Origin of the sequence: Leclercia sp. LSNIH8, from assembly GCF_002920195.1 — a bacterium.
In the GTDB taxonomy this organism is placed as follows: domain Bacteria; phylum Pseudomonadota; class Gammaproteobacteria; order Enterobacterales; family Enterobacteriaceae; genus Enterobacter.
This window is the reverse complement of record NZ_PQJY01000004.1, coordinates 407,957-430,635: the sequence shown is the minus strand read 5'-3', so window position 1 is coordinate 430,635 and position 22,679 is coordinate 407,957. Positions and strand designations below refer to the sequence as shown.

23 protein-coding genes are annotated in these 22,679 nt (G+C 53.7%); 9 read left to right on the top strand and 14 right to left on the bottom strand.

Annotated elements, in window-relative coordinates:
• The first annotated feature begins 34 nt into the window (after positions 1-34).
• Complete coding sequence (dauA, locus tag C3406_RS14135) at positions 35-1,711, top strand: C4-dicarboxylic acid transporter DauA (RefSeq protein ID WP_197080164.1); 1,677 nt, start codon at positions 35-37, stop codon at positions 1,709-1,711.
• Here dauA and C3406_RS14130 read toward each other — a convergent pair.
• Complete coding sequence (locus tag C3406_RS14130) at positions 1,697-2,740, bottom strand: MerR family transcriptional regulator (RefSeq protein WP_103822292.1); 1,044 nt, start codon at positions 2,738-2,740, stop codon at positions 1,697-1,699. The two genes, dauA and C3406_RS14130, sit on opposite strands and share 15 nt — an antisense overlap.
• 117 nt (positions 2,741-2,857) lie before the next feature.
• A complete protein-coding gene (gene ychH, locus C3406_RS14125; protein WP_103179956.1) occupies positions 2,858-3,133 on the bottom strand; it encodes a stress-induced protein YchH in 276 nt (91 codons plus the stop codon).
• 274 nt (positions 3,134-3,407) lie between these two features.
• On the opposite strand from ychH, the gene pth reads away from it, so the two are divergent.
• On the top strand, positions 3,408-3,992 hold the full coding sequence (gene pth, locus C3406_RS14120; protein WP_103179957.1) for an aminoacyl-tRNA hydrolase: 585 nt from the start codon (positions 3,408-3,410) through the stop codon (positions 3,990-3,992).
• A 126-nt stretch (positions 3,993-4,118) separates the two neighbouring features.
• On the top strand, positions 4,119-5,213 hold the full coding sequence (gene ychF / locus C3406_RS14115) for a redox-regulated ATPase YchF (protein ID WP_103822293.1): 1,095 nt from the start codon (positions 4,119-4,121) through the stop codon (positions 5,211-5,213).
• Positions 5,214-5,297: 84 nt separating this feature from the next.
• On the opposite strand, the gene C3406_RS14110 is transcribed toward ychF, so the two are convergent.
• From C3406_RS14110 to ftrA, 5 genes are all read right to left on the bottom strand, one after another.
• A complete protein-coding gene (locus C3406_RS14110) occupies positions 5,298-7,067 on the bottom strand; it encodes a DUF2142 domain-containing protein (RefSeq protein ID WP_158250553.1) in 1,770 nt (589 codons plus the stop codon).
• Positions 7,068-7,069: 2 nt separating this feature from the next.
• Positions 7,070-7,924, bottom strand: a complete 855-nt coding sequence (locus C3406_RS14105) for a hypothetical protein (RefSeq protein WP_146052335.1) — start codon at positions 7,922-7,924, stop codon at positions 7,070-7,072.
• Positions 7,911-8,558 (bottom strand): class I SAM-dependent methyltransferase, encoded by a 648-nt coding sequence (locus tag C3406_RS14100; RefSeq protein WP_103822296.1) that lies wholly within the window; start codon positions 8,556-8,558, stop codon positions 7,911-7,913. Before C3406_RS14100 ends, C3406_RS14105 begins: the two co-directional genes overlap by 14 nt.
• Before the next feature lie 22 nt (positions 8,559-8,580).
• Positions 8,581-9,546: a glycosyltransferase family 2 protein gene (locus tag C3406_RS14095; protein ID WP_103822297.1), complete on the bottom strand. Its 966-nt coding sequence runs from the start codon at positions 9,544-9,546 to the stop codon at positions 8,581-8,583.
• A gap of 271 nt (positions 9,547-9,817) precedes the next feature.
• Positions 9,818-10,780, bottom strand: a complete 963-nt coding sequence (gene ftrA, locus C3406_RS14090; protein ID WP_103822508.1) for a transcriptional regulator FtrA — start codon at positions 10,778-10,780, stop codon at positions 9,818-9,820.
• A gap of 108 nt (positions 10,781-10,888) precedes the next feature.
• Between ftrA and C3406_RS14085 the strand changes: the two genes are divergently transcribed.
• Positions 10,889-11,284: a rhodanese-like domain-containing protein gene (locus tag C3406_RS14085; protein ID WP_103822298.1), complete on the top strand. Its 396-nt coding sequence runs from the start codon at positions 10,889-10,891 to the stop codon at positions 11,282-11,284.
• A 45-nt stretch (positions 11,285-11,329) separates the two neighbouring features.
• Here C3406_RS14085 and C3406_RS14080 read toward each other — a convergent pair whose 3' ends face one another.
• Positions 11,330-12,715 carry a purine-cytosine permease family protein gene (locus tag C3406_RS14080; protein ID WP_199182715.1) on the bottom strand — a complete coding sequence of 462 codons (1,386 nt, stop codon included), beginning with the start codon at positions 12,713-12,715 and terminating at the stop codon, positions 11,330-11,332.
• A 296-nt stretch (positions 12,716-13,011) separates the two neighbouring features.
• Between C3406_RS14080 and C3406_RS14075 the strand changes: the two genes are divergently transcribed.
• Entirely contained in the window at positions 13,012-15,285 is a 2,274-nt protein-coding gene (locus C3406_RS14075; protein WP_103822300.1) for an FdhF/YdeP family oxidoreductase, read from the top strand.
• Between the two features lie 90 nt (positions 15,286-15,375).
• On the opposite strand, the gene C3406_RS14070 is transcribed toward C3406_RS14075, so the two are convergent.
• Entirely contained in the window at positions 15,376-15,777 is a 402-nt protein-coding gene (locus tag C3406_RS14070) for a YybH family protein (protein ID WP_103822301.1), read from the bottom strand.
• A 245-nt stretch (positions 15,778-16,022) separates the two neighbouring features.
• Here C3406_RS14070 and C3406_RS26510 point away from each other — a divergent pair, with 245 nt between their 5' ends.
• Positions 16,023-16,304, top strand: coding sequence for a hypothetical protein (locus tag C3406_RS26510; RefSeq protein WP_233210568.1), 282 nt, complete (start codon positions 16,023-16,025; stop codon positions 16,302-16,304).
• Positions 16,305-16,538: 234 nt separating this feature from the next.
• Positions 16,539-16,793 (top strand): hypothetical protein, encoded by a 255-nt coding sequence (locus C3406_RS26295; RefSeq protein ID WP_199182716.1) that lies wholly within the window; start codon positions 16,539-16,541, stop codon positions 16,791-16,793.
• A 61-nt stretch (positions 16,794-16,854) separates the two neighbouring features.
• Here C3406_RS26295 and C3406_RS14060 read toward each other — a convergent pair whose 3' ends face one another.
• Together C3406_RS14060 and C3406_RS14055 are read right to left on the bottom strand one after the other, a co-directional pair.
• A complete protein-coding gene (locus C3406_RS14060; protein ID WP_103822302.1) occupies positions 16,855-17,178 on the bottom strand; it encodes an AzlD domain-containing protein in 324 nt (107 codons plus the stop codon).
• Between the two features lies 1 nt (position 17,179).
• Positions 17,180-17,914: an AzlC family ABC transporter permease gene (locus tag C3406_RS14055; RefSeq protein WP_103822303.1), complete on the bottom strand. Its 735-nt coding sequence runs from the start codon at positions 17,912-17,914 to the stop codon at positions 17,180-17,182.
• Between the two features lie 151 nt (positions 17,915-18,065).
• Between C3406_RS14055 and C3406_RS14050 the strand changes: the two genes are divergently transcribed.
• Positions 18,066-18,395 (top strand): hypothetical protein, encoded by a 330-nt coding sequence (locus tag C3406_RS14050; protein WP_103822304.1) that lies wholly within the window; start codon positions 18,066-18,068, stop codon positions 18,393-18,395.
• On the opposite strand, the gene C3406_RS14045 is transcribed toward C3406_RS14050, so the two are convergent.
• The gene (locus tag C3406_RS14045) at positions 18,387-19,586 is read right to left on the bottom strand and encodes an MFS transporter (protein ID WP_103822305.1); all 1,200 of its coding nucleotides are present in this window, start codon (positions 19,584-19,586) and stop codon (positions 18,387-18,389) included. The two genes, C3406_RS14050 and C3406_RS14045, sit on opposite strands and share 9 nt — an antisense overlap.
• Positions 19,587-19,647: 61 nt before the next feature.
• Positions 19,648-20,631 (bottom strand): aldo/keto reductase, encoded by a 984-nt coding sequence (locus C3406_RS14040; RefSeq protein WP_103822306.1) that lies wholly within the window; start codon positions 20,629-20,631, stop codon positions 19,648-19,650.
• 91 nt (positions 20,632-20,722) lie between these two features.
• Between C3406_RS14040 and C3406_RS14035 the strand changes: the two genes are divergently transcribed.
• Positions 20,723-21,616, top strand: coding sequence for a LysR family transcriptional regulator (locus C3406_RS14035; protein ID WP_103822307.1), 894 nt, complete (start codon positions 20,723-20,725; stop codon positions 21,614-21,616).
• 104 nt (positions 21,617-21,720) lie between these two features.
• Here the strand turns inward: C3406_RS14035 and catA are convergent, their stop codons facing one another.
• A complete protein-coding gene (gene catA, locus C3406_RS14030) occupies positions 21,721-22,647 on the bottom strand; it encodes a catechol 1,2-dioxygenase (protein ID WP_103822308.1) in 927 nt (308 codons plus the stop codon).
• Positions 22,648-22,679: the final 32 nt, after the last annotated feature.

The window sequence follows — 22,679 nt, the reverse complement described above, 5'->3', positions numbered from 1 at the left end:
GATATGACAGATGATGCGCACATGGATGATGATTGTGAAAAACGCTTCCTCTCATGTTCTTCCCTTCCGCGCCCTCATCGACGCCTGCTGGAAAGAGAAATATACCCTGTCACGCTTCACCCGTGACCTGATCGCCGGGATCACCGTCGGCATCATTGCCATTCCGCTGGCGATGGCGCTGGCCATTGGCAGCGGCGTAGCGCCGCAGTATGGCCTCTACACTGCCGCCGTCGCCGGGATTGTGATTGCCCTGACCGGTGGGTCGCGCTTCAGCGTCTCCGGGCCGACCGCGGCCTTTGTGGTGATCCTCTATCCGGTTTCTCAGCAGTTTGGTCTGGGCGGATTGCTGGTGGCGACCCTGATGTCCGGGGTATTTTTGATTTTGTTCGGTCTGGCGCGCTTTGGCAGGCTGATTGAGTACATTCCACTTTCCGTGACCCTGGGCTTCACCTCCGGGATCGGCATCACCATCGGCACCATGCAGATTAAAGATTTCCTTGGCCTGCAGATGGCCCACGTGCCGGAGCATTACCTGCAAAAAGTGGGGGCGCTGGCGATGGCGCTGCCGACGACAAACCTGGGCGATGCGGCGATTGGCGTGGTGACCCTGGGCACGCTGATCCTCTGGCCACGGCTGGGCATCCGCCTGCCTGGACACCTGCCCGCCCTGCTGCTGGGCTGCGCGGTAATGGGGATAGTCAATCTACTGGGCGGCCACGTCGCCACTATCGGCTCGCAGTTCCACTATGTGTTGGCGGATGGCTCCCAGGGTAACGGTATCCCGCAGCTTCTGCCCCAGCTGGTGCTGCCGTGGGATCTGCCCGGCTCCAGCTTTACTTTAAGCTGGGACTCTCTGCGCGCCCTGCTGCCAGCCGCATTTTCGATGGCGATGTTGGGGGCGATTGAGTCGCTGCTCTGCGCCGTGGTGCTGGACGGCATGACCGGCACCAAACACAAAGCCAACAGCGAGCTGGTCGGTCAGGGGCTGGGGAATATCATCGCGCCGTTCTTCGGCGGCATTACCGCCACAGCGGCCATCGCCCGTTCCGCGGCCAACGTGCGCGCAGGCGCCACGTCGCCGGTCTCGGCGGTGGTCCATTCGGTTCTGGTGATCCTCGCCCTGCTGGTGCTGGCGCCCTTGCTCTCCTGGCTGCCGCTCTCGGCCATGGCCGCCCTGCTGCTAATGGTGGCATGGAACATGAGCGAGGCACATAAAGTCATCAACCTGCTGCGCCGCGCCCCCAAAGACGACATCATCGTAATGCTGATCTGCATGTCGCTGACGGTGCTGTTTGACATGGTCATTGCGATAAGCGTCGGGATTGTGCTGGCATCATTACTGTTTATGCGTCGCATTGCCCGTATGACCCGCCTGGCCAGCGTCAATGTCGCCACGCCGGAAGACGTGCTGGTGCTGCGAGTCATCGGCCCGCTGTTTTTTGCCGCCGCGGAAGGATTGTTCAGCGAGCTGGAGTCGCGCATTGCGGGGAAACGTGTCGTGGTGCTGAAATGGGATGCGGTCCCGGTGCTGGATGCCGGCGGGCTGGACGCCTTCCAGCGCTTTGTCCAACGCCTGCCGGAAGGCTGTGAACTGCGGGTGACCAATCTCGAATTCCAGCCCCTGCGCACGATGGCGCGCGCAGGGGTTCAGCCCATTGCGGGCCGTCTGGCGTTCTATCCTGACCGTGAGGCGGCGTTAGCGGATCTGTGACATCCGCCGCTGCATCATGATACCGATCGCCTGCTGAAGCCACTCGAGCACAGCAGGCGTCATCCAGGTCCCTTTCATCAGATGCGGCTCCTGCTGCATCGCCTCGCGGAATTTTTGCTGAGTTGCAGGATTATCCCCTGCATAAGACTGGAACAGCGCCAGCCAGTTTTCCGCCAGCCGCTGTGCTTCCGGGCTCTCTGCCTGCACCCCTTCCCGGCTTGCCTGATGCAGTTTTGCCACCAGTGCAGGCCACTCCATCATGCGATCAAAATAGTGCGCACGGGTAAACGCCATCTCCTCGGGGGTCAGGTAGCGCTGCCAGATAGCCAGCTTGCTCTCGGCGAAGGCCCGGGTGATGAAATCGAGGATGTCAGCGTCGATTCCTGTCTGCTCACGCATTTGCGGCTCCATGCTGTGCATCTCATTCAGGCGGGTCAGGAAGTCGGGGTTGCCCGCAGTATCCTGCTCAAGCTGCGTCATCCAGCGCGTAGCCAGCCCGGTAGCGCGTGGGTCGGCAACGTCCACCTTCTCCGTCAGCATGCGCCGGGCTTCGGCCACCAGCCCGGCCCAGATCTCTGCCAGAGTGTCACTCTGCTGCGCAAACGGTAATGCCTGTAACTCTTCTTTACTGAACCAGCGATCGTACATCGTCATTAACTCCAGCGTCTGTAACCAGGATTCCAGATCGGGCTCGGTGCCTGCGGCCAGCGCGCTATGCAAACTCACGAGCTGCTCGCGCAGCGTCTGAATGCTGCGCATCTGTTTATCCAGCAGCGCGATTTGCGCGTCCAGGAGATCCACCATGGAACGCGGATCCCGATCGAGAACCTCTTTAATTTCGGCAAGCTCCAGCCCCGCTTTGGCTAACACCTGGATACGGTGTAGCCGCTGTACATCCGCGAGGGTATAAAGACGGTAACCTGCCGCACTTCTGGCAGAGGGCAGCAGCAAGCCGGTTTGCTCATAATGGTGTAATGTCCGAACGGTGATCCCCGCTCGCTTCGCCAACAGGCCAACCTGAATTAACATCGCTGCTCCTTTTATCTCGCCATCGCGGTCACTCTGGTGCCTTACGTTACGTGAGGGTCAAGAAAAAAGGCAAAAAAAAACGGCTTCCGAAGAAACCGTTTTTCGCGCTGTCACAGGTTAGCTGTGCTTATGCTGTTCGCGACGGCAGCGTTTATCGTAATGGCGTACCCACCAGTAGCGATCGCAGACCTGTTCGTGGCCACTGACGCGAGCCCCGGCCAGCCAAAGCACCGCACCCAGGAAGATGCTCAGCACTGCGCCATGGGCGAAGTATTGTGGCAGGTCAAGTTGCGGAAGCTGGTTTAAAATGGAATAACCGACGCCGACAACCATGACGACTAATCCCAACCCCATCAACACGTTACCGAGTAGCGAAGCGTTTTTGCGTTTCATATAGCACCTCCGGAACTTTGGGTTGTAAGGGAATAATCTCCCTATTCCTTGTGTGTAAAGTATAGACACCACCCGTTTTGCGGATTGCGTCAACGATCACAAATACGTACTTCGGTGCAACAAAACTTTACAAATAAGCCTTTGAGTAGCATGAAATTCTAATGATTCAGCTCCGGTATTATTCAGTTTCTACGTGTCGCTTAGCAGAATTTTGTCAACCGACGCGGCAGACAGTACACTACGCGCCAGACTTAGCACTTTCAGGAACAAAAACGTGACGATTAAACTGATTGTCGGCCTGGCTAACCCCGGCGCGGAATATGCTGCCACCCGCCATAATGCTGGCGCCTGGTATGTTGATCTGCTGGCCGAGCGGTTACGCGCCCCTCTGCGTGAAGAGCCTAAATTCTACGGGTTTACCTCTCGCGTTAACCTGGCTGGCGCCGATGTGCGTCTGCTGGTGCCCACGACGTTTATGAATTTAAGCGGTAAAGCGGTGGCCGCGATGGCGACCTTTTATCGCATCAATCCGGATGAGATCCTGGTGGCGCACGACGAACTGGATCTGCCGCCGGGCGTGGCGAAATTCAAACTTGGTGGCGGCCACGGCGGGCACAACGGCTTAAAAGACATCATCAGCAAACTGGGCAATAACCCTAACTTCCATCGCTTACGCGTGGGGATTGGCCATCCGGGCGATAAAAACAAAGTTGTTGGTTTTGTCCTGGGTAAGCCACCGGTTTCCGAGCAGAAACTGATCGACGAGGCGGTAGACGAAGCGGCGCGTTGCACCGAAATCTGGTTGCAGGATGGTTTAACCAAAGCCACCAATCGTCTTCACGCTTTCAAAGCGCAATAACCGGCGCGAAACGGCTTTTTTGCCCCGCAGGCTGCGGGTTACGTGTATAATAGGCGTAGTTATTTACTTTTCTTCGACTCGTTAATGTTAACGTGTTGAATATCAAGACATTAAGGTGATTCAGAAATGGGATTCAAATGCGGTATCGTTGGTCTGCCTAACGTTGGCAAATCCACCCTGTTTAACGCGCTGACTAAAGCGGGCATCGAAGCGGCTAACTTCCCGTTCTGTACCATCGAGCCAAACACCGGTGTCGTACCCATGCCCGATCCGCGTCTCGATCAGCTTGCGGAGATCGTAAAGCCGCAGCGCATTCTGCCAACCACCATGGAGTTCGTGGATATCGCGGGCCTGGTAAAAGGCGCCTCGAAAGGTGAAGGCCTGGGTAACCAGTTCCTGACCAACATCCGTGAAACCGAAGCGATCGGCCACGTTGTGCGTTGCTTTGAGAACGACAACATCATCCACGTGAACAACAAAGTGGACCCGGCGGATGATATCGAGGTCATCAACACCGAGCTGGCACTGGCTGACCTGGATACCTGCGAGCGCGCCCTGCAGCGTGTGCAGAAGAAAGCCAAAGGCGGCGACAAAGACGCGAAAGCGGAACAAGCTGCGCTGGAAAAATGTCTGCCACAGCTCGAAAACGCGGGCATGCTGCGCGCGCTGAAAAACCTGACTGACGAAGACAAAGCGGCGATCAAATACCTGAGCTTCCTGACCCTGAAGCCGACCATGTACATTGCCAACGTCAATGAAGACGGTTTTGAAAACAACCCATACCTGGACAAAGTGCGTGAAATCGCAGCGGCGGAAGGTTCTGTGGTCGTGGCCGTGTGTGCGGCTGTCGAGTCTGATATCGCCGAGCTGGACGATGCCGACCGTGAAGAGTTCATGGCTGAGATGGGTCTGGAAGAGCCAGGTCTGAACCGCGTGATCCGCGCCGGTTACCAGCTGCTGAACCTGCAGACCTACTTCACCGCAGGCGTGAAAGAAGTACGCGCCTGGACTATCCCTGTCGGCGCGACGGCACCACAGGCGGCGGGTAAAATCCACACCGACTTTGAGAAAGGCTTTATCCGTGCCCAGACCATCGCCTTTGAAGACTTTATCACCTACAAGGGTGAGCAAGGCGCGAAAGAAGCCGGCAAGATGCGTGCAGAAGGGAAAGACTACATCGTTAAAGATGGCGATGTGATGAACTTCCTGTTTAACGTTTAATAAATTAAGCGAGCCTGTCTCGCTGTTATTTATCCAGATATAAAAAATCCACGCTGTTGCGTGGATTTTTTATTGCAAGGAGGCCTACCCGAAGTACAGCCGGAATGAATATGCTCCGCCTACTCTAGCACCATCTGCATACGCCTCTCCTTTAGTATATTTATTATCAGTAGAAGGCCCAAATTCATTAAATAGAAAGACAGGCGCTACAAATTCTTTTTTTACTGCCGACCAGGTGATGGCATTATCTGGTGTACACTCATCGCATTTTAATCGTAATGCATATTGCTGATTCTTGATAACCTTTACTTGCTTAAAATCAAACCATGCGTATGCATTATCTTTTAGTGTTTCCATGCTGACGACCTGAACAGCAATAACTTTGCCCGACTTGTCCAGTAACTCCAGTGTTAATGGACCATGATTTTTCCGTGCGAACGTTGCCAGCATCAGCTCAACGCCTCTTAGTGTATCCGTCTCAGCCATAATCGATTGTTCAAAGGTACGTCCTTGAGTAAGGTAACCATAGCCGGTATTAAACACAGGCTGTTCAATAATGGTCATCGACGGCCACGTTTGTAAGTCTAAAAGTTTCACACCCGCTGGGTAAGTCGCCGTACTTAAACCCGCCACCATCACTGCGGCAATAAGGCTTTTTATGATTTCATTGCTTCGTTGGGAAATTACCTTAGCAATTACCAAACAACATACGGGCAAAAATCCGAAGAAATACCTGGCTTGCATTGCACCCGTATAGCCTGTTTTTAAATGCAGATCTCTGATGGTAAAAAAGTAAATTATAAAGAAGATAAAAAACGCAACGATGAGAGAGAATATCATCCTAGAGCAAGGATCATTTTTGACAATTTTTTGTACTGACAGGTATCCAGCCATCAGGGATAACATCAGCAAAATAGTTTTTACAACGACTACCCGCACTTCACTGTCAGGCATGTAGACGTACCCATAAGGTTTAGTCAGACTGAAAAGATTACTGTTAAGGAAATAGCTAACAAAATCCGCAAAGGCCATCCTCTTTGTATCAGGATGTTCAATAAAAAACCACAAAGCGGGCGTACCTTGCGGTGCGGGATAAAACCCACCATATATTTTATGTACACTACAGTAATAGGTAATCACAACCGCTACTGATGCTATAACGATTGCCAACTGTTTTATAGACAACCCTTTTATGAGCTGCAGCAAGCGGGAATAATTGAATACCGCAACACAGACCAGCATGCAAACAATCGCCAGGGAACCTGTAGCTTTGCTGAGCGCTGCAATAATACCCCCAGTACAAATACAAATAACATACGATGTTAATGGTTGCTTGTCCTTATCGTTTTCCATTAACCCCAGTACGCCATAAATAACTAAAGTACAGCCAAGCACATTAATTTGATCGTTATTGACCGCACTTCCTAATAACACAAACATAGGAATCACTAATAAAAAAGCGCTTCCCAAAAAACTCGCAAGCAAGGACTTCGTCGTACGGTATAAAATCCAACAGGTCAACCCAATTATAATAACTGAAATGCCCATGTTTATGAATCGCCCCACATTTGCAAACATATCCTGCAAATGTAACAACTTTGTCAATTCGCCAACCACCAGATAATAGAGTGGCGGATGGTTCAGGTAATTGAGTTTATTGCTTGAAAAAACCAAACCTTCATTATAATCCGGGAAATTGTCTTTTATGACATCGACAACATACCCCATATGTGCAAATTCATCAGGAAAAAAACCCGGATTGTACGAGAATAAATATCCCAATCCTAATAACAGATAAAAAAATGAAAGAAAAAAAATAATTAAAATCAAGCTGAGTTTTTGTTTACTCATCATAATCATCTCAAGCTAAGAGAGTACAGGTAAAATACACAATCGCCAACAACCGTGGTCATTCGACTTAAAATCACCGCTACGACAATGTCAATTTCAGCAAAGAAAGGCTTTAACATTAGAATCAGCAAAAATTCTCTGATGCCTACTCCGGCGGGTGAACCCGGAGTGACAAGGCCTGCAAGCCACGCGATGACATATGCACCGATGAGAGGCAGTACCTGGACCAAAGTCAGCGTCCAGCTATCGGCTATTGAATACAATACGCATAAGAATACGGTCCCGGAAATGAACAGGAATAAGAAATATCTTGCTATGACCATGATTAACCCGGCATGGCCTCGCCATTTCAGCCCCCAGGCAATGAGTGCCGCCATGATAATAAAAACTGACAGTCCGTAAACGGCGCTAAATGCAGGGTATAGCAGAGGCGACATCCAGAGGGTAAATCCAGCCCCCGTAAGAACCAACAGCAGTAGTTCCAGAAAAGCGCTTTTAGCAATCGCTTTGCCGGAAAAGCCGTAAGACATAGCCAGTAACTGCCTACCCGCAAACTGGAAAATATTGCCCGGGACGTATTTAGCTAACTGTGTCAGGCCATAAATTCTGGTGGCTGTCCGGCCGCTAATAGCCTGTCCCAGACTTTTCATCAGTATCCGCCACGCAGAGGCAAGGAGTGCATTTGCCGCGCCATAAATGGCTGCAAGAAGCATAAGTAATGCCAATAATTTTAACGTAAAGGTGTCATCTGGAATCTGAGCCCAATAGACATGGATCCTATGCGCCACAAACAGGACACTCAGCAGAGCAATAATACTTCCTGTATAATTCAGTGCCTTACGTAAATTACTTTTTGTCATGCGGCACGCACATTAACATAGTCCAGGGAAAGGGAGAAGAAACCTCAATAACCTTAAAATACCTTCCTGTGAACGTAACAAAGGCCCTTTTTGACCAGTGCTGTATATGGCCGGGCGTGTTCCCGAGATTTTTCAGATACTTTCCGCGAGCCATATTCAGCACGCACCATACGGGTTCACGTGGAACGCTGATAATGAGATAGTTTTTAACCAGACTCTGTAAGACTTTCATTGCCCGATCTGGATCTTCCAAATGCTCCATTACCTCACAGCACACGATAAGATCTGCACTATCGGTTTCAGGCTTGAGATCGTAGATACTCTTTGCGCTAAAGACATTAGAGTCAAGCCCTGCATTTGCCGCATTCTCTTGAGCAAGAGAGATCACCTCGTAAGAAAAATCACTGCCAACAGCCCGCAAGCCCTGACTATTCCATTTATTTACCCAAAAACCCTCGCCACAGCCAACTTCATGGATCGTTTCCGGGTTTGCTCGTACCACAAAATTTTCAAGAGAAGTGTCAAATCCCTTCATCATCCATTTAACAATAGGATTTTTAGAGCCATACTTGTCAAAAGCATTTCCAAAAACGACTCCGTCTTCCGATTGTCCACCTGATACTTTAAAACCCATAATCACCTCTTCTTATTTGCTCTTAATCATTATTATCATTTTTTGTCTTCGGCCCTGACTCAAGCTGTGCGACCTTGAATCGCAAATCTTCAAGTAGCTTTCTGTTTGCCGATAAAAGATCGGTCACAAATGCGACAAGGATAGTTTGGAACCCCATACCCATCAGTATCGATGCGAGAATTAATGATTGAACATAACCATTCCCGTCGCCAGTGAGGTATTTAAAGAGAAAACGTACGCCCAATAAAAACCCAGCCAAAAATAACACCGCGCCTATACTGCCAAAAAAGCGGAATGGTCGATAAATAACAAAAATACGAACAATGGTAATAATACTTCTTTTAATATAGGATGAAATGCTTTTTACCAAGCGCGAAGGACGAAGATCTTCGTTGACACGAACTGATACTGAGGTAATAGTAATGTTTTTTTGGCCAGCCTGAATAATTGTCTCTAAGGTGTAGGTATAGTCATTAGAAACCATCAATTTTTGTGCAGTCGCTCGCGACATAGCCCTGAAACCACTTGGTGCATCGGGAATATTAGTGTTACTTGCCACCCGAACAACCCAACTACCCAATTTTTGCAGATATTTTTTTACAGGAGAGAAATGTTCTATCGACGAGATGGGGCGCTCTCCGATAACCATTTCAGCGCGATGTTCAAGTATGGGGGCTACTAAAAGGGGAATGTCATCGGCACTGTATTGGTTATCTGCATCGGTATTGACAATGACATCAGCATTCAAATTCAGGCATGCATCGAGGCCAGTCATAAAAGCTTTTGCCAGCCCTTTATTTCCTGCATGCTTCACGATATGGTCAACACCATGTTGTCGGGCTACATTGACGGTGTTGTCAGTACTGCCATCATCAATTATTAGCCATTCTACTTTATCAAAACCAGTAACGTGTCTGGGTAGGGCATTCAAAGCAATAGCAAGCGTTTCAGCTTCATTAAAGCAGGGAATTTGTATGATTAATTTCATTACCCTTCACCTTACATTTTTTGATTGAATTTTACTGCTTCCTTATCGACCGTTACACTTTATATACAAAAACTTCTGTTTACAAATTTCGCTTTTAAAATGTTGTTGTTTTTAAAAGCCTGCCACATCCCCTGCCGCAGAGATATATTCTTATGAAACATAATTGATTTATTTATAGAACTTATGCAAAGGAAAAGATTGTTAAATCAACTACCTAAAGCAGTATATAATCACCTTACATCCGGTCATACCCCATATCCTTTTACCAAACTCACTCCACGGGCGCAGCAAACCCTCTCCTGTATGCCGCAGGCGTCGTCGACAGCTGATTTTTGAAATGATGGCGCATCGTCGCCACGCTGCCAAACCCCACCTCCTCCGCGATACGCTCAATCGACAGCTGGCTATTCTCCAGCAGATCCTGGCTGCGGCTCAGGCGGGCATGGAGCAACCACTGGGCGGGCGTCTTGCCGGTAGTGGCGTTGAAACGGCGCAAAAAGGTACGCGGGCTCATCCCGACAAATTTTGCCAGCGACTCAACGGTATGCGGCTCGGCAAGTCTGGCGTGCAGGTAGTCGAAGAGTGCCCCAAGCCGATGGCCTTCATAAGCGACAGGCACCGCCTGCTGAATAAACTGGGCCTGGCCGCCGTCGCGATGGGGCGACACCACCAGCCGACGCGCGACGCGGTTGGCCGCCACGCTGCCATAATCCCGGCGCACCAGGTGCAGACAAAGATCGATACCCGCCGCGCTGCCTGCGGAGGTCAATACATCACCGTTATCAATATACAGCACGTCAGGTGTGACCTTGATGGCGGGATAACGCTGTTGCAGCAGGTCGGTATAACGCCAGTGGGTGGTAGCCTGCCGGTTGTCGAGTAACCCTGCGGCGGCCAGCACAAAGACCCCGGAACAGATAGAGAGGATCCTCGCCCCACGTCGATGTGCCGCGACAAGCTGCTCGCACAGCGCGGCGGGCACCGGAACATCCGCCCCTCGCCAGCCGGGCACGATGATCGTTCCGGCCTCACTCAGCAATTCCAGCCCGCCATCCACCACCAGCCTGAAGCCGCCCGTTGCGCGTAACTCACCCGGGTCAACGCCCGCCACCGCAAAGCGATACCACTCCTCGCCCATCTCGGGGCGGGGCAGCGCAAAAATTTCGACAGCAATACCGAATTCAAAGGTACAGAGACCGTCATAGGCCAGCACAACCACCAGAGGATTATTCATCACCGCACTCAATGGGTTTTGTCATGATCTTGATGTTATCTGGCATTTCTGCCAGCTGTCAAAGCCGCGTCTCCGCCGTAGAGTAAAGACTCATTCCTGGAGGTGTTTATGAGCTATGTAACTGATTATCCTGCTGCGTCGCCAGATGTCGCAGCAAACCATTTTTTACAGCGACTGAGCGTGGAAACAGACTGCGACGATGTGCATACCGCGTTTAAAGAGGGGGATGTCGATTTTGTGTTGCTGCATGTGGTCGGCAGTCCAGAGGCGTTCGCCCGCCGTCATATTCCTGGGGCGCTGCACCTGCGACATCGCGATATGACCGAGCAAAGAATGGCGGAGTGGCCCTCCGATACAGTGTTTGTGGTCTATTGCGCCGGGCCGCACTGCAACGGTGCGGATCGCGCCGCGCTGAAGCTGGCGCAGATGGGCCGCCCGGTGAAAATTATGATTGGCGGAATGACCGGCTGGGCCGACGAAGGTTTTGCTTTTACCGCCCGGTAAAAGAGCCGCGATCCCGTTTGACCTGCGGGATCGCTGACATCTCTTTCACCTGCCCGACGCCGGATAGATCGTCTCTGTCGGCAGCACCCGCCGATCAAAACGCCGCAAGCCATAATAGAGCGCTGCGGTGCAGAACCACCCAATCACCCACGAGACATCGTTGTCGGCAAACAGCCAGGTCAGTGAGCCGTGGTAGAGCGGGTTTTCAATAAACGGCAGCTGGATCAACACGCCAACAATATAGACGCTGATGGCAAACATGTTCCAGTGCCCGTAGCGACCACGGGAATCGAACAGCGCCGGAATATCTACCGCTTTATGGGAGATAATAAAGTAATCGGTCAGGCTGATGGCGCTCCACGGTACGAAAAAGGCCAACAGGAACAGCAGGAAATGGGTGAAATGCTTCAGGAACGCCGGTTCGCTCAGCAGCGCAATCACGCATGAGAGGGTCACCATCAGGACCACGAAGGTGACGCGGCTTTTCTGGCTCAGCGTCGTCTGTCGACGAAAACCCGAGACAATGGTGGTCAACGACATAAAACTGCCGTAGGCGTTGAGGGTGGTAAAGGTGATTTTGCCAAAGCAGATCGCAAAGTAGATCACCATCGCCATCGCCTCGCTTTTACCCAGCCCGACAATGTAACTCACCTCATGCCCCTTGAAGGCGCTGCCGGCGATTGCCGCGGTGATCACCCCGAGGGTCATGGACGCCTGGGTGCCCAGCACCGTACCGCTGAAGACGGAGAGAAAGGTCTTCACCCCTGAGACGTCCCGCGGCAGGTAGCGGGAATAGTCGGAGACGTAGGGACAAAAGGCGATCTGCCATGAGGAGGAGAGCGACACCGCCAGCAGGAACATCGGCATCGAGAAGTGGTTATTCTGCATCACAGCGCCCACATCGCTCGCGATCAACAGAGCGATAAACAGATAGACAAACGCCAGCACCCCCACCACGCTCGCTACCTTGCCGAGCTTGTGGATCACCTTATATCCCAGCACCGCAATCACGATAATGATCGCGCTGAACAGGATCATACCGGCCACGTTCGAGACCGACAGCAGCCTGGCCATCGCCTGTCCTGCCAGCACTGTCCCGCTGGCGGAGAAGCCGACATACATCACGCACACCAGCGCCAGCGGGATCACCGCGCCCAGCACACCAAACTGGGCGCGACTGATGATCATCTGCGGCAGCCCGAGGCGCGGACCCTGCAGGGCATGAAATGACATCACCACCGCGCCCAGCACCTGCCCCACCAGCAAGCCAATGATGGACCACACCACATCCCCGCCCAGCACCACTGCCAGCGCCCCGGTTACAATGGCGGTGATCTGCAGATTGCCGCCAAACCACAGCGTAAACTGGCTGAAGGGGTGGCCGTGCCGTTCATTATCCGGGATGTAATCGATGGATCGTGTTTCCGAAATTCGCGTCCCGCCGCGCTTTGACTGCGCTTCTGAAGATGAAAAAGACGACATAGTTTCCTCTCTGAGTGGATGATTAATGCCCGTCAGAGACCCTGCTATACCCATGCAACGCCATATGACAGAACATGTATATACAACCATTAACATCCACCCACACGCATCTGATGATGGATTTGTGAACTGAACTGTGAATAATTTGTAATTAAGATGAAAACTATATGTGATTGAGATGGGTTTCGATCGACAGTCAAATCAGGCATCGCCATTACTAATACCCGCTTAAGACAGGAGTGCAGATGAGCAACAACAGACGAGCGGTACCCGGCATTCGCCATTACGCCGGTCCTGCGGGCGGCTGGGGCGCCTTAAAAGCCACGGCGATTGCCGTGCGTACGCAGATGGACACCTTCGACGCCCCCGCCACGCTGCTGCGCACCAACCAGCCCGATGGCTTCGACTGCCCGGGCTGCGCCTGGCCCGACAGAGAACACAAATCCACCTTTCAGTTTTGCGAGAACGGCGCCAAGGCGGTGACCTGGGAAGCGACCACAAAGCGTGTCACCCCGGAATTTTTCGCTGAGCACACCGTCAGTACCCTGTGGTCAAAAAGCGATTTTGAGCTGGAAGGATATGGACGCCTGACCCATCCCATGAAATACGATCCACAGAGCGACACCTTTCGCCCGGTGGCGTGGGACGAAGCCTTTGCCCGTATCGGCGAAGTGCTGCGCGGGCTGGCCCCTGATGAGGTGGAGTTTTACACCTCCGGGCGCGCGTCAAACGAAGCCGCCTTCCTGTATCAGCTGTTTGCCCGTCAGTTGGGCACCAATAATTTTCCCGACTGCTCTAACATGTGCCACCAGGCCACCAGCGTCGGCCTGCCCCGCTCCATCGGGATTGGCAAAGGCACCGTCTCGCTGGAAGATTTCGACCATACTGAGCTGGTGATCTCCATCGGCCATAACCCGGGCACCAACCATCCACGGATGATGGGCACCCTGCACGAGCTCTCCCGCCGGGGCGTACCGATTATCGTTTTTAACCCGCTGCGCGAAACGGCGCTGGAGCGCTTCGCCGATCCGCAAAATGTCAAAGAGATGGCGACATACAGCGCCACCAATATCGCCTCGACGTACTATCAGGTGAAAGCCGGGGGCGATGCCGCGGCGTTAAAAGGTATCGCAAAACATCTGCTGGTGCTGGATGCGCTGGATCACGACTTTATCACCACCCACACGCAAGGGTTTACCGACTTTGCCACCGATATCGCCGCCACGAGCTGGGAGGCCATCGAGCGCGAGTCTGGCCTGAAGCGCGCCGATCTGGAGAACGTGGCGCGCCTCTACGCTAAGTCCAGCGCCACCATCATCACCTACGGCATGGGGATCACCCAGCACAACAAGGGTACCGCCAATGTGCGTTTGATCGCCGATCTCCTGCTGCTGCGCGGCAATTTTGGCAAACCCGGCGCGGGCATCTGTCCGTTACGCGGCCACTCCAACGTGCAGGGAAACCGCACCGTGGGGATCACCGAAAAACCGACCGCGGCCTTTCTGGACCGGCTGGGCACGGTGTTCGGCTTTACCCCACCAGCCACCCACGGCCACGACGCGGTACAGGCGGCGCAGGCGATGATCAACGGCGAGGCCAAAGCGCTCCTCTGCCTCGGGGGGAATTTTGCGGTGGCGATGCCCGATCACGACAGGGCGTTTGCGGCGCTGAAACGTCTCGATCTCAGCGTACATGTCGCCACCAAGCTGAACCGCACCCATCTGCTGGTCGGGAAAGAGACATATCTTCTCCCCTGCCTGGGGCGCACCGAACTGGATATGCAGCAGAGCGGCCAGCAGTCGATCACCGTGGAAGACTCGATGTCGATGGTGCATGCCTCCCGCGGCAAGCTCAAACCGGCCTCTCCCTGGCTACGCTCGGAGCCCGCCATTGTCGCCGGTATCGCCCACGCCACCCTGCCCCACACCAAAACCGACTGGCTGGGTCTGGTGGAGGATTATGACCGCATTCGCGACGCTATCGAGCAGACACTGCCGGGCTTTGAGAACTTCAACGCCCGCATCCGGGTGCCGGGCGGATTTCGAATGCCGCTGCCGCCCACGGAGCGTGTCTGGCCCACCGCCAGCGGCAAGGCGATGTTTTCGCTGTTTGAGGGCGTGAGTGAGAACAGCCCGGGCGAAGGCGAGCGCGTGCTGCGTCTGGTTACACTGCGTAGTCACGACCAGTACAACACGACCATCTATGCCCTGGATGACCGCTATCGCGGGGTGTTCGGTCGGCGCGACGTGCTGTTTATGAACGAAGAGGATATGCAACAGTTGGGGCTGGAGCATGGCGATCGGGTAGATATTCATACCGCCCTCCCCGGCTCACAGCAGCGTCTGGATGACATCACCGTGGTGGCTTACAGCATTGCCCCTGGCACGGTTGCTGGCTACTACCCGGAAGCAAACGTGCTGGTTCCGCTGGATTATCTCGATAAAGAGAGCGGTACGCCGTCGTACAAATCGGTGCCCGTCCGCCTGAGTCTGCGCTCAAAAGAGATCCGCGCCCTCTAATCTCTTCTCACGCCGTCACCGATCCGGTGTGTTGCCCGGATCGGTGATGCTCTCTCTGTTCAATTCGACGTCGGTCAGCAAATAAAAAGGTCAGGTGGGTTCAGCATCTAACACTGACGTTCCGTAGGAATTGTCGATGGTACACAGCCAGCGGTCATTTTCCAGACGGAATACATAGGTTGCACGCCGGGTTATCTCTGTTGTAACGCCCTGGTCATCCGGGTAAAAAAGCTGGGATTCCATGATCACCAGCGCATCGCCTCCGCCTTCAATGATCTGGATATCGCCCTGCTTCACGACGAGCTGATCCTGAAAATAATCAGAGATGGAAATAAAGGCGCTACGGATATTGTCTTTACCTTTAACGATCATACCGGGCTTAATCACCAGCGCGGCGTCGTCTGCGTAGTGCTCCATCAGCGAGTCGAAATCTTTGGCTGAGATCGCCCTGTCACACGCCTTAATGATATTGCGAAGCGGGTGTTCGTACATGTGCATATTCCCTGTTCAGTGATTGCCTCTATTCACTGTATCACCAGCCGGCGCAATGTGTAGGCCAGGCAAGCGAAAGTGCCCGGCAGGCCTTTCTGGAAGAGGTCTCGCAAAGCCAAAAGTAAATCCATGTAATACCAGATTGTGGGTTTTCATACTTCAATCACGGTCATAAAGTGACCGCATTGCGGCACATTTGCCATTGTGCCAGGGAACTATCAGGCGTTGTATGCAGGGAGCAATAAGTGCGTATAGAAGAAGAGGTTTTTCTTGTCGATTATGGTATGAGGAGAAAAAGATTCGTCTACGATCATCGGGTTCATCACAGCTACGTCTTTGTTGCTGGTCACGAGGTATATACCGTGATTGTGGGCAGTCTGTTAGATGAAGCGACATTTACTCAGATCGGATATGAAATGCCGCCAGCCATTCCATTCCCGATCAATGGAATGGCTGAAGTCTGTTTGATACTTTCGACGGTATGGGGGGCCTGGCTGATTTTCGTCATATTAAATTCAAAGGATTAGGCAGCGCTGTTGTTTTGCAATCAGTTTCCCTGGCCCTAATCGCTCACGCAGAGAAACTTCACATTGGGGGATTTGTTTTTCAGGCGGCTTCTGGAGGCGTGGTGGATAAGGGGCGCCGCACTTCTGTGGAAGAGATCTATGACGTTCTGCTTGGGTTAAAAAATGTACCGCGCTAAAATCCGCACACAGGGTTGCCAAAAAGAACGCCGCGACCGCTGATACAGGGAGATTTCCATGCCTACAAGAGAGTTACAGAAGGGAGAGCCTGCTATGTCGTATTGCAATAAGCATGAACATTCCGCTCTTCTTGCCCCTGGTGACAGGGAAAAGAGAGTATTTCAGGCATTAACATCTGCGGAGTTGCACACTCACGGCATCAGTGCAGAGGCATATATTCACGATCTTAAAGCCGAACTGGCTGCAGTTAAAAAACGATCTTCTGCCACCCTACTTCGCAAAAAACTAAATGCATCATCTGGGCGAGAATAACCCGACATCTGAGCGTAGCTTCCAGCAACAGGCCCAACAATCGGGCCTTATTTTTTGCAGATTAAGTGCCTAAAAAGTACCCCGCCGCGCAAAACGCCACCACTCCCGCGATCACCGTGGCAAATAATCCGCGGGTAAGAATGCCCACCAGAGTGGCAAACGCCGCCGCCAGCAGCGAGATGCTGATCCCCGAATCGGTCATTGCAGGTTTACTCATCAGTTCGGCGGCAACCAGGGCGGCCATGATGGCGGAGGGGATAAAGCTCAGCCACTGCAGCAACACTTCCGGCAGCCGAAAGCGGGATAAGAGCAAGATCGGCACGGTGCGCATCAGCGCGGTGACCAGCGCCGAGGCGAGGATCGCCAGCAGAATATTTCTTTCCATCTTATTTTCCTTTCCGGGCGCGTAACAGCAGCGTCGCCAGCGTGGCGGCCAGGGATGCAGCCAGAATGACCACCAGACTGAGCGAGCTACTCCCGGCAGCCAGCAGCGTGATCGCCACCGCGACGACAATATTGATGGTTTCGAGGATCTTCCTGCGGCTGGCAAACCACATCATCAGGATCAGGCCGATAAACATAGACACCAGGCTAAAACCCAGCCCCTCCATCAGCGAGGCGGGCAACGTGGTTGCCAGCCATGCTCCGGCCACACAGGCGATGATCCAGTTCAGCCAGGCGGTAATATTCAGCCCCAGCATCCAGGGGTAGCTGATTTTGCCCTGCGGGCTGGCGCGCTGCACCGCCACGCCAAAGGTTTCGTCGGTCAGCAACAGCCCGCTGACCACTTTCTGCAGGGTGGTGTAGTCACGAAAAAAAACGCTCATGGAGGAGCTCATCAGCAGGTAGCGCAGGTTGACCAGCAGCACGCTCAGCACCACGGAGGCCATTTCCGCCCCTGCGGCCCAGAGTGAGTAAAACAGGAACTGCGCCGAACCGGCGTAGAGCGCGCTGGCCAACAGCGCGATTTGCCCGGTGGTAAACCCGGAGAGTGTGCCTATCGCCCCCGCAGCAAAGCCAATGCTCCAGTAGCCCGCAATGGTGGGGAGACAGGCAGCAATACCGGCCCGAAATTCGTCCGTGGCGGACGCGGGATGGCCGGTATTTATCTTCATCAACATCGTTTCTTCCCTTATATTACTTAGCTCAATAACTATCTTAAGAATCAACAGCAAACGCTATAGTAAAATCCCGCTTAGCAGTGAAATTTCTTCAGGTTGTGGGAGACGCGAAGGTGGCACGACAAAACGGCATTGCTGCCGCAGCTCGGTAATGCTTATTGCTCCCGGCGAATCCCGTACCGGCGAGGCGTTCCAGCGGGATGAAGCAGAGCAACGACCCGCTGGAAAAAGAGTATGTGATGTACCCGCACCGGTTGGGCATTACGACGAGCGCACCGTGAAAGGCTCGCAACAACTCTTTTTGCGGGCCGATATCCGTCAGGCAAAAGGCTTTTTACGCTGCCATTTCGCCCAGGCCCTGACGGTAAAGGAGATTGCGCAGGCGAATTCTATTTTATGCGCACCTTTCCTTCTGATCATCGACGCGTCCTCTGACGCGTCTCTCCTTGGGTTCAAACCCGATAACGCGGCTTCAGAATGAAGGTTCTTTTTCTGAGCTTTTTAACATTACAACTAGTGCTATGCTGCCCAGGATAACAAGCGCAGCCAGTAACACCATCTCCTGAAGACCAACCCTTGCCGATACCTGCCCACCGGCAAGTGCCCCCGTACCGATGGCTGCATTGAAAATGGCGACATAGATGGCTGGTGCAGGCTGTGCGGCCTCTTTCGCGCAACGGAGCAGCCAGGTCTGCAACCCAACGAACACAATTGCCATAGCGGCGCCCCAGATGGCCAGAAGCATGCCAGTGAGCCAGAGCGAAGGTGCGGCAACACTCTTCATACCAAGCATCCCCAACACACCTGCGCTGAGGAGCAAAGCGATCAAAATCAGCAACTTAATGTGTCGATCGATAAGTTTACCGGCAACAACATTCCCCAGCAGTCCGGAGAGGCCTGAAATCAGTAACAGTCCAGAAACGGAAGCCATCGGGACATTCCGGGTTTGGGTCAGCAGAGGCTCAAGATAGGTGAATGCCGCAAAGTGCGCCGAAATAATAGAGGCAGTCGCGCCATAGAGAGTGAGTAGCACCGGATTTTTAACCAGCCCACGATACACATCCAGCCTCAGTGGTTGGGGCGCCTTTATTGTCGGGAGCGTCCAGAATAAGAGAGAGGCGGCAGCCAATGACAGCAGGGAAATCATCGTAAATGCATGGCGCCAACCGGTCATGTTTGCAACAAAACTGGCCAATGGAACGCCCATCACGCTGGCCGCCGAAACGACGCCAAATATCACGGAGGTAGCCAGACCAAGCCTCTCTTGCGGAACAAGCTGTACAGCCACTGCGCCGATCAACGCCCAGAAAACACCGTGGGCCAGCGCCCCCGCCATACGTGCCGTCATAAACAGACTCATCGTGTGAACCTGGGTCACGGCCAGGCAAGAGAGCGCCAGAAACAGTATCAGTCCAACGAGCAGAGCCTTACGCGATATGCGTGACGGCATCGCGCCGGACAACAAGGCGGCCAGTGCGGCAACCCAGCCATAAGCCGTCACCGCAAGCCCCGCCCCGGATTCAGGCTGATTAAAATCCTCCGCCAGCGCGCTGAGCATACCTACGGGTGCAAGTTCGCTGGTGACAATCGAAAACGCGCTTATCCCGAGCGCAGCTACTGCTAACCAGGTGCGCGCTGGCACCGGATTTACCTGTAATACGGTATCGTTCATCTCATAAATACTCTTCAAAGAAAGCGGGGAAATATCTGAAGCGGTGCGGGGAGGAGCAGAATCAGGCTCCCACGCCTTTCATCCCTTCTGGCGTATAGCGTTCTCCGACAACCGGGAGAGTGGATAGCGCGATCCGCAACGCGTCCAGCTCGTCACCGCTGAGCTGGAGATCAAGCGCCGCGGCGTTTTCGCTAAGATGCTGGAGATTGCAGGTGCCCGGGATGGGTACAATGTTGTCTGCCTGCGCAAGTAACCAGGCCAGCGCAATCTGTGAGGGTGTGCAGCCTTTACTGAGGGCAAGGGCGGTTATTACCTCCACCAGTGAGTGATTTTTTGCCAGGTTCTCTGCCTGGAAGCGAGGAAGCGTACTGCGAAAATCGCCATTCTGAGGTACCGGCTCATGTTGAAATCTGCCCGTCAGAAAGCCTCGTCCAAGGGGCGAATAGGCCACAAACCCTATCCCAAGCGTTTTACACAGTGGAATGACACTGGCCTCGGCCTCACGACTCCAGAGGGAATACTCTGTCTGAACCGCCGCGACAGGATGAACCGCGTGAGCGCGCCGGAGCGTCTCAGCACTGACCTCACATAATCCGATGTGGCCAATTTTCCCCTCCTTAACCAGCTCCGCCAACCCGGCCATCGTCTCTTCAATCGCGGTTTTGCTGTCAATACGATGCACGTAGTAGAGATCAATATGCTCCACCCCAAGGCGTTTAAGCGACGCTTCGCAGCTTTTGCGCGCGTAGTCGGGTCTGTTGCAGAGCTCTCTTTTGTATTCGCCGGGCTGTCGCACAATGCCAAATTTTGTTGCCAGCTTCAGGGCGGGCTGACGTGTTTTAATGAATTTTCCCAGTAATTCCTCGTTGTGCCAGGGGCCATAGGTATCAGACGTGTCGAGGAAATTCATTCCCAGGTCCAGCGCTTTATCCAGCACCGCTAACGACGCCTCGTCGTCACGTGGCCCATAGAATTCGCTCATACCCATACAACCCAGACCAAGCGCAGAGACCGTGAGGGAGGAAGTCAGATTACGTTTTTGCATGTTTATCTCCTTGTGAGGATTGCAGTATCATCCTGCGATAAGTGATAAAACAGAGCTGAAAACGGAGAGCCGTTTTCCATAATCGGAAAATATGAAAGCAGATTTCAACTGGGACGATACACGGGTATTTCTGGCCATTGCCCGCGCGGGGACGCTGAGTGGCGCAGCGGAGGCCATGAATATGGGTATTGCCACGCTCTCAAGAAGACTGGATCGGCTTGAAAGCTCGCTGGCAGTACCGCTATTCAGCAGACATCAGAGCGGCTATCGGTTAACGGATGACGGGGAAGCGCTTCTGGAGCGGGCAGAGGCGCTTGAAAGTGCAGGGCTTGCCTTCGGGGAGTCTGCAAAATTACAGGTTAACGTCGCCGGGCTTGTTCGGCTGGCAACATCCGACAACCTGGCCACGCATTTTATTCTTCCTTCGCTGACAGGGCTGCTGGATAGCTACCCCGATCTGCGGGTTGAAGTACTCAGCGGCGTGTCGTCGGTCAATCTGCATCGCAGGGATGCCGATTTAGCGATACGTATGGTTAAACCTGACAGCGGAAATCTGACGCTGAAGCGGCTTGGCACCGTGGGATTCGGGCTTTACGCCGACCGGACATACTTAAAAAAATGGCAAGGTGATGCCACTGAGTTACTGCTCAGTCATGGGCAGTATATTGGCTGGTCGGAATCTCATCAGCACCTGCCCGCTGCGCGGTGGATAACACGGATGCTGCGGGGCAGGCCCTGCCGGGTTGAAGCGAATACGCTGGCAGCACAATTATCGGCCGTTTCGGCGGGTCTGGGGCTTGGGATTTTGCCGCACTTTATGGCGAGGGAAAACGCGCTGCACTGCGTAAATTCAGATATTGGCGTGGATCAGACATTATGGTTAGTTATGCACTCAGACCTGGCACACTCCCGGCGAGTCAGAGTCGTTGCCGATCACTTGATAGCGTTATTTGAAGAGATGAACGATCGTCTCGCGATGCCCTGACCTTGTGCACTGTATATCTCAGGAGGAGCGCAAGTCTCTCCCCTGAACATAAACAGAAACCGGGCCCGCTTACTGCGGACCCGGCTCTTTCACTCTACAAACCCTTATTCCATCACCCGCGCTCGCTTCCCTCGCTGCTCTTCCTCGCTTTCTGCCGCCTTCACCAGCGTAAAGTTAAAGTTCACCTCCGTATGCTCCCCTGCGAGATCGCGCGCCTGCGCCACAGCCGCGTCCGTTACCTTCACCGGGTCCGCAATCAGCTCCGCGCGGGTCGCGAAGGCAAAGTCATCCCAGAGATACTCATCCCCGTTGAGGTTGATCTGGGTGGTCAAGTGTTTGTACCCCGGCGCGGATACAAAGAAGTGCACGTGGGCCGGGCGGTTGCCGTGGCGGCCAAGCGCAGTCAGCAGCTTCTGGGTCGGGCCATCCGGTGGGCAGCCGTAGCCGCACGGCACGATGCTGCGCACGGCGTAGCGGCCATCTTCCCCGGTGCGCACGCGGCGGCGCAGGTTGTATTCGCTCTGGGACTGGTCGAAGAACGAATAGCCGCCGAGGGTGTTAGCATGCCAGATATCCACAATCGCGCCCGCCACCGGCTTACCGTTCAGATCGGTCACCTGGCCCTGCAACCACATGACTTCGCCCTGCTCTTTCCCGTCGTCCATACGGGCAAAGCCTTCGCTCAGCGGGGCGTTGGCGACATATAGCGGCCCTTCGATGGTGCGCGGAGTGCCCACGTCATTGCCGGATGCGGCTTCCTTCTCGTCGGCACGCATATCCAGATAGTGCTCCAGACCCAGTCCCGCCGCCAGCAGCGCCGCTTCCTGGCGTCTGCCCAGCTCGTTAAGGTAGTTCACCGCAATCCAGAACTCTTCATCCGTGACGTCGAACTGCTTGATAGTCTTGCACAGGTCGCTCAGCAGCTGGTGCATGATGTTCTTTAAACGATCGTTACCGCCGGTGGAATTTAAGCCGCTGCTGATCGCCAGTAAGGATTCCAGTTCGGTTTGATGCGCAGGATTCACAGACATTGCATATTCCTCTTTGTAGGGTACGTTTGTTG